Annotated in this window: 2 protein-coding genes (1 of these 2 only partly in view); one reads left to right on the plus strand and one right to left on the minus strand. The window is 55.1% G+C overall.

From position 1 onward, the window contains the following. Nucleotides 1-15 precede the first annotated feature (15 nt). The gene (locus IEN85_RS10110; protein WP_318186607.1) at nucleotides 16-6,282 is read left to right on the plus strand and encodes a putative Ig domain-containing protein; all 6,267 of its coding nucleotides are present in this window, start codon (nucleotides 16-18) and stop codon (nucleotides 6,280-6,282) included. Nucleotides 6,283-6,342: 60 nt separating this feature from the next. Here the strand turns inward: IEN85_RS10110 and IEN85_RS10115 are convergent, their stop codons facing one another. Further along, on the minus strand, nucleotides 6,343-7,500 hold the 3' end of the coding sequence (locus tag IEN85_RS10115; protein WP_318186608.1) for a PVC-type heme-binding CxxCH protein. Its footprint extends 1,443 nt past the window's final position; the window shows 1,158 of its 2,601 coding nt (coding positions 1,444-2,601); the start codon falls outside the window, past its right edge; its stop codon occupies nucleotides 6,343-6,345.

Here is a 7,500-nt window from a genome sequence, read left to right on the forward strand (position 1 = left end):
GACGACACCGAGATCGTGATCGACTCCAACTTCGACGCCGACAATTCCATCGAGACCATCTCCGCGGACGGACACTCCGGAGTCACCGTCACGGGAGACTACTCCAACCAGACGCTCGACTTCTCCGAAACAAACCTCGACGGAATCGAGTCCATCTCCGGCGGAGCAGGACACGACACCGTAATCGGATCAGACGGGGACGACACCATCCTCGCATCCACCGGAAACGACAACCTCCACGGCGGAGCGGGCGACGACACATTCCTCTACACCCAGGGCGACGGAGCGGACGACTTCCACGGAGGCGAAGGGAACGACACCGTAAAGGCCACCGGAGACGACACCGAGATCGTGATCGACTCCAACTTCGACGCCGAAAACTCCATCGAGTCCATCTCCGCGGACGGACACTCCGGAGTCACCGTCACGGGAGACTACTCCAACCAGACGCTCGACTTCTCCGAAACAAACCTCGACGGAATCGAGTCCATCTCCGGCGGAGCAGGACACGACACCGTAATCGGTTCCGACGGGGACGACACCATTCTCGCATCCACCGGAAACGACAACCTCCACGGCGGCGCTGGGGACGACACATTCCTCTATACCCAGGGAGACGGAGCCGACGACTTCCACGGAGGCGAAGGAAACGACACCGTGAAGGCCACCGGAGACGACACCGAGATCGTGATCGACTCCGACTTCGACGCCGACAATTCCATCGAGACCATATCCGCCGAAGGACACTCGGGAGTCACCGTCACGGGAGACTACTCCAACCAGACGCTCGACTTCTCCGAAACAAACCTCGACGGAATCGAGTCCATCTCCGGCGGAGCAGGACACGACACCGTAATCGGATCCGACGGGGACGACACCATCCTCGCATCCACCGGAAACGACAACCTCCACGGCGGCGCTGGGGACGACACATTCCTCTATACCCAGGGAGACGGAGCCGACGACTTCCACGGAGGCGAAGGAAACGACACCGTGAAGGCCACCGGAGACGACACCGAGATCGTGATCGACTCCGACTTCGACGCCGACAATTCCATCGAGACCATCTCCGCGGACGGACACTCCGGAGTCACCGTCACCGGAGACTACTCCAACCAGACGCTCGACTTCTCCGAAACCAACCTCGACGGAATCGAGTCCATCTCCGGAGGGGCCGGACACGACACCGTAATCGGTTCGCGCGGCAACGACACCTTGAAAGGAGGAAGCGGAACCGATACACTCGAACTAGAAGGAGTCCGGTCAGAATACCACGTGACAGACAACGGTGACGGAACCTACACCGTTGAAGATCTCGTTAGCGGGCGCGGAGGAATAGACATCGTCTCCGAGTTCGAAAACTTCCGCTTTGCAGACGGTACATTCGATGCAGTAGAGGTGCTCAACGACACCCCCACTCTCGACTCAGAAATCGCCGACCAGACCACCGACGAGGACGCCGCGTTCAGCCTCGACATCTCTTCGAGCTTCTCGGACGTCGACGAAGGGGACACGCTCAGCTACTCCGCCACCCTCGAAAACGGTGACCCGCTGCCAAGCTGGCTTTCCATCGATTCGACAACAGGCGTCCTCTCCGGAACGCCAGAAAACGGCGACGTAGGCACCCTTTCAGTTACCGTCACCGCCACGGACTCCACAGGAGCAACCGCATCCGACACCTTCGGTATCCAAGTCGAAAATACAAACGACGGTCCGACTGTCATCCAGAGCAATCAAGCCGGATTGAAGGCATCGTACTTCAATCTAGGATCCAGCCCATCCCAGCTCTCGGACATAGATTTCGATGCGACGCCGGACTATATAGACACAGTGGAGAACGTTGATTTCTTCCTAGGCGGGGGAGCGGTCTACGAAGGTGGCCCTTCTGACAATGTCGCCATCAAATACGAGGGAAACATCCAAATCGACGCATCCGGTTCTTGGAACTTCAGGGTGTCTGGCGACGACGGATTCAGGCTCTTTGTCGACGGACAAGAGGTCGTCGATCTCGACGGGTTGCACTCTCACCAGTCCGCCACTGGCAACATCGAACTGACTGAAGGACAGCACAGCGTCGAACTCATCTATTTCGAGCGCGGAGGCGACTCGAGCCTCAGGCTCGAATGGCAAGGGCCAAACGATAGCAGCTATTCTGTCATTTCCAGCGAATCGCTCTCCATTCCCGACTCCACAATCAACGCGAGCGAAGACTCCACGTTCAGCCTCGACACCTCATCGAGCTTCTCGGACGTCGACGAAGGGGACACGCTCACCTACTCCGCCACCCTCGAAAACGGCGACCCGCTGCCAAGCTGGCTCTCCATCGATTCGACAACAGGCATCCTCTCCGGAACACCCGAAAACGGCGATGTAGGCGCCCTTTCAGTTACCGTCACCGCCGTGGACTCAGCAGGTGCAACCGCATCCGACAGTTTCGGTATACAAGTCGAAAATACAAACGACGGCCCAACCGTATCTGCTATCGCCGACCAAACCACCGATGAAGACGCTGCGTTCAGCCTCGACATCTCTTCCAACTTCTCGGACGTCGACGAAGGGGACACGCTCACCTACTCCGCCACCCTCGAAAACGGTGCCCCCCTACCCAGCTGGCTCTCCATCGATTCTGCAACAGGCGTCCTCTCCGGAACGCCAGAAAACGGCGACGTAGGCGCCCTCTCAGTAACCGTCACCGCCACGGACTCCGCAGGCGCAACCGCATCCGACACCTTCGGTATCCAAGTCGAAAATACCAACGACGTCCCGACCGCGTCCGCCATATCGGATCAATCTGTTGACCGAGAAAATGCCTTTTCCCTCGATGTCTCCAGCAACTTCTCAGATGTCGACGTCGGCGATAGCCTCACCTACAGTGCCACTCTGGCCAACGGAGATCCCCTCCCAAGCTGGCTCAGCTTTAATACAAGCACGGGCCAATTTTCCGGCACACCCAGTCAAGACGACAGCGGTACGATCTCGGTAAAAGTCGTGGCGTCCGATGGCACAGCGATAGCAGAAGACACCTTCGACATTCAGGTCAACGCCACTGCCGTTCAAAGCGGCGACGGAGATGCCAACGCAATCTCCGGAGACGACTACGACGACGAAATTTCCGGCGGCAAGGGGTCCGACACCATCCAAGGCGGAGCCGGCAATGACACAATCTACGGCGACGATTCAGATGCAAATCCCACCACTGCTACGAACTTCATAATCAACGGTTCCTTTGAAGATGTTGCCGGAGGCAACAATCACTCCTGGGGTATATCCAAATCCTCAGTACAAGGTTGGACCGATGCGAACAGCACTGACTTCGAAATGCACGTATCAGGCTGGGAAGGCATGGATGCCGCGACAGACGGCGACTACTTCCTCGATATGGCTGAGTCGCCAGGTCGGATGGATATCAGTCAAACCGTCCAAGGCTTAACTGAAGACGCCAGCTATACGCTTTCCTTCGATGTGGGAGACAGGTCGGGCGACCTTTCCAACTCAATGCAGGTTTACTTCGGCGGTGAACTCATCGCCACAATCGATCCCCAGGCCCAAGATACTTGGGAGTCCTTTAGCTTTGAAGTCACCGGTGGCATGGGCGACGGCTCGAATACGCTTCGCTTCGTCGAAACTGGCGGTCACGACAACGTGGGCATTTCACTCGATAATGTTCAACTCGTGGACGCTGACAACGACACGATCGACGCCGGAGCAGGTGACGACACCATTACAGGTGGAGCTGGCGACGACACCATCGACGGCGGAGCGGGCACCGACACGATAGTGTACTCCGGAGCACAAGCCGACTACGACGTAATCAATAACGGCGACGGAACCTTCACGATTACCGACAACACCTCTGGCCGCGACGGCACCGACACCGTTTCAAACGTAGAGTTCATCCAATTTTCGGATACAACTCTCTCTATCGAAGACGCGGCAGCGAGCGCGCCTTCGCTCGACACACCTATCGCCGATGCCCACACCGACGAAGACGCGGCTTTCTCCGTAGACACATCAGCAAGTTTCTCCCAGACTGACGGGGACGCCATCACCTACTCCGCTACACTCGCGGACGGCTCTGCATTGCCTGAATGGTTGTCCTTCAATACCTCGACAGGCGTCCTCTCCGGGACCCCCGACAATGACGATGTAGGCACCATCTCGATAAAGGTCATTGCTACTGACGAAAACGGTTCCACCAGCGACACCTTCACACTCACAGTAGACAATACCAATGACGTACCTACCGTAACCTCCGCGATTTCAGACCAGAGCGTCACCGTAACAGTAGATTTCAATCTCGACGTGTCAGGAAATTTTGGAGACGTCGATACCGGCGACAGTCTGTCTTTCTCCGCGACCCTTTCAGACGGCTCAGCGCTGCCGGACTGGCTGACCATCGACTCGAATACCGGCCTACTCTCGGGCACACCTGGACTTGCGGACAACGGAGCGATCAATGTAAAGGTCACAGCTACCGACGAAGCTGGAGCGACAACCACCGATACCTTCGCTATCACAGTCGAGGAAGTTCCCGATCCGGAAGCAGGCACCTTCCTGATGAGCAGTGGACTCGTATCCATCGAAGCGGAAAGCTACGCTTCCAAAACCGACTCTGGCAGCGACACTTGGGCCGACTACTCAAACGGATCATTCTCAGGAGGCGAAGGCGTATACATGGCTAGCGGTGATTCCGAAAATCTTCTCTCCGCTAGCGAAGCCCAATCGAGTTCCTCGGAACTCACCTACGAAGTGAACTTCGAAGCAGCCGGCACCTACTACGTATGGGTCCGTGCCGACGGCACTCAAGATGGCGGATCCTCCGGCAACGACGATTCACTCCACATCGGATTGGATGGAGTCGTCGCAACAGACGATGGCGGCCTTTCCGTAGGAGACGGCGGACTCGAGTGGGGCTCAAACTCAGTGAACGGAGGTCGCGTCGCAATCACCGTAACCGAACCTGGCCAACACACACTCAATATTTGGCAAAGAGAGGATGGCATTGCGATCGACAAGATCGTCATCTCCAACGATGCCAATTACGACCCCTCCTCTCTGAATTCAGGGACTGGACCAGAGGAAAGCGCCCAACAAGCAGGTATCGTCGATCAGGGGCCAGCACTGATAGCCCAGTGGAAATTCGACGAATCCTCCGGAACCACAGCGGAAGACGCTTCAGGTACCAACGATGGAACCTACAAGAACGGAACGAGCCTTGGTAGCGATGGCGTTCTCACAGCAGGCACCTCCGCTTCCTTCGATGGAGTTGATGACTACGTCGAAATATCTCCCTCCTCGGACTTTCAGCTTTCCGAGGGCAGCTTCGTTATCTCATTCAATCCTAGCGAAATTTCCGGACAGCAAACGCTCTTCAGTCGCGATTCAATGAACTACGACGCGGGCGGACACATAGATGCCTACATCGAGAGTGACGGAACCCTTACTGTTCGTATCCAAAGCGATTCCGCTAGCTACCACATTTCATCCGATCCCGGAGCGATTACGGCGGGTACAAACAACCAGATGGCCCTCTCGTTCGGCAGCGAGGGACTTGAGCTCTTCCTCAACGGAACCTCAGTCGCCACAAATGCCTACACCGGAGGGATAAGCGAAAACAACGAACCTATCACTATCGGAGCCAGCCAACAATATAGCGGGGACGGAATTGCCGACAGTCTACGGGACTTCTTCCAAGGCACCATCGACAACTTCGAAATCTACGACAGCCAGATAGACAGCACCTTTGCCCAAAGCCTCTATTCACAAGTCGAAGAACCAGACCAGACCTATATCGGTACGAGCGCTAACGAAACCATAACCACGGGATCGGGCGACGATTACATAGAAGCAGGAGGAGGGTCTGACACTATCAATGCTGGCGACGGTGATGACACAATTAACATTGGCACAAATCAAAACCCTTACGGAACCACTATCGACGGAGGCGACGGCTGGGATACGCTAGACCTCGAAATCGGGGGGTATACGCTGGACTTCACATCAATCGACAATGCGAACATCACCAACATTGAACAAATCAACATAGACGGTGGAACTAGCGACACTTTGCGAATTTCAGCCGAGGACGTGCTTGATATGACAGACGGCAACAATCGCCTATTTGTTGATGGAGACTCAAGCGATTCCGTCGAAATCGAATCCACGTACGCAAGCCAAGGTACCGAAAATATAGAGGGCACAAACTACAACCACTATTACGACGTCAACACCGACACTCATCTCTATATCAATACCGATATCACTGATACTCACACCTTCTAGGCAGTCATGTAAACGCTCCCATCCAAATAAGTTTCCGGATGGGCAGCGCTTGGCTTGAACTTATTCTAGGGTGCTCAGATACGCCACAATGTCCGCGACATCCTGCTCGCTGAGTCCTAACTGGTCCGCCGACAGCATGAGAGAGCGATTGTACCATTTGACCCGCTCCACGCGATCACCTGGAATCATCTGGCGCAATCCCCCCATGGACCGAACCATTAAAGGGTCACCTTGGGATTCAAGCAAACCATTGATGATTGTGCCGTCTGTTAGGACAACCTCCCTACCTTCAAACCCATGAGCAATGTCTTCGCTAGGATTAATAATCGCTCTGATAGTCGATTCGATTCCTTGTCTCGATGTCCAACCATTGAGGTCCGGACCATATTCAACACCGGAGTCGCCAACTTTATGGCATACGTAGCAAGCTGCCGCTTTTGCCGCACCTCTTTCTACATCTCCATTTAAGGACAGGACTCGATCTAACGAAAGGTAGTTTTCCTCCTGAGGCTGCGGAATCACGCTTCCACTTACAACGATAGTATCCGGATCATAGATACCTTCAGCCTTCAACCTAGCATCCACACCGAAATTCGCGAAACGCGTATTCCGATAGTTCAACAACCACCACTTTGCTGTTTCACCGACGATTCCTTCCTCGCCGACTAAGCGAAACAACGCATCTACAGTCGCTCTCGAAGAGGTGAACGCAATCGCTGTCAGAGCATCCAAACGCTCCTTGGTCGACAACGCGGTAGACGATGCTCTTATGTAAAAGTCAGCGACGGAACTTGCTCGCGTCAACCGCCACATCAAAGCCGCATACCGGTCGCTCCACTCTAAGGGATCCGCTTCGCCAATCTGAGCAACGATCAACTTATAAATGTCATCCTCTTTCCCGATACACGCAATCCCCCATGCTTCAAGTTCAGTACGATCAGTACCGTCGATCGACTTGGCTAGTTCTAGGATAACATCACCTGCCTTATCGAATGGCATATCTCGCATCGAAACGGCTACTTCACGTCGAACCACCGCAGAGCTATCTTTCGACAAGCCACCCGCAACTTCTAGAAGGTTATACCCGTCAACCATTCGTAGCGACTGGTAAGCTGTCGCACGGACAATCGGATCTTCGTCAATTAGCAATGACTCAACAGTTTCAACACCCTTTTCGCCAAGCTGTGCGAGCAGCCAGATCGCTCGATAGCGAATAAA

Origin of the sequence: Pelagicoccus enzymogenes (assembly GCF_014803405.1) — a bacterium.
Classification (GTDB): Bacteria; Verrucomicrobiota; Verrucomicrobiia; order Opitutales; family Opitutaceae; genus Pelagicoccus; species Pelagicoccus enzymogenes.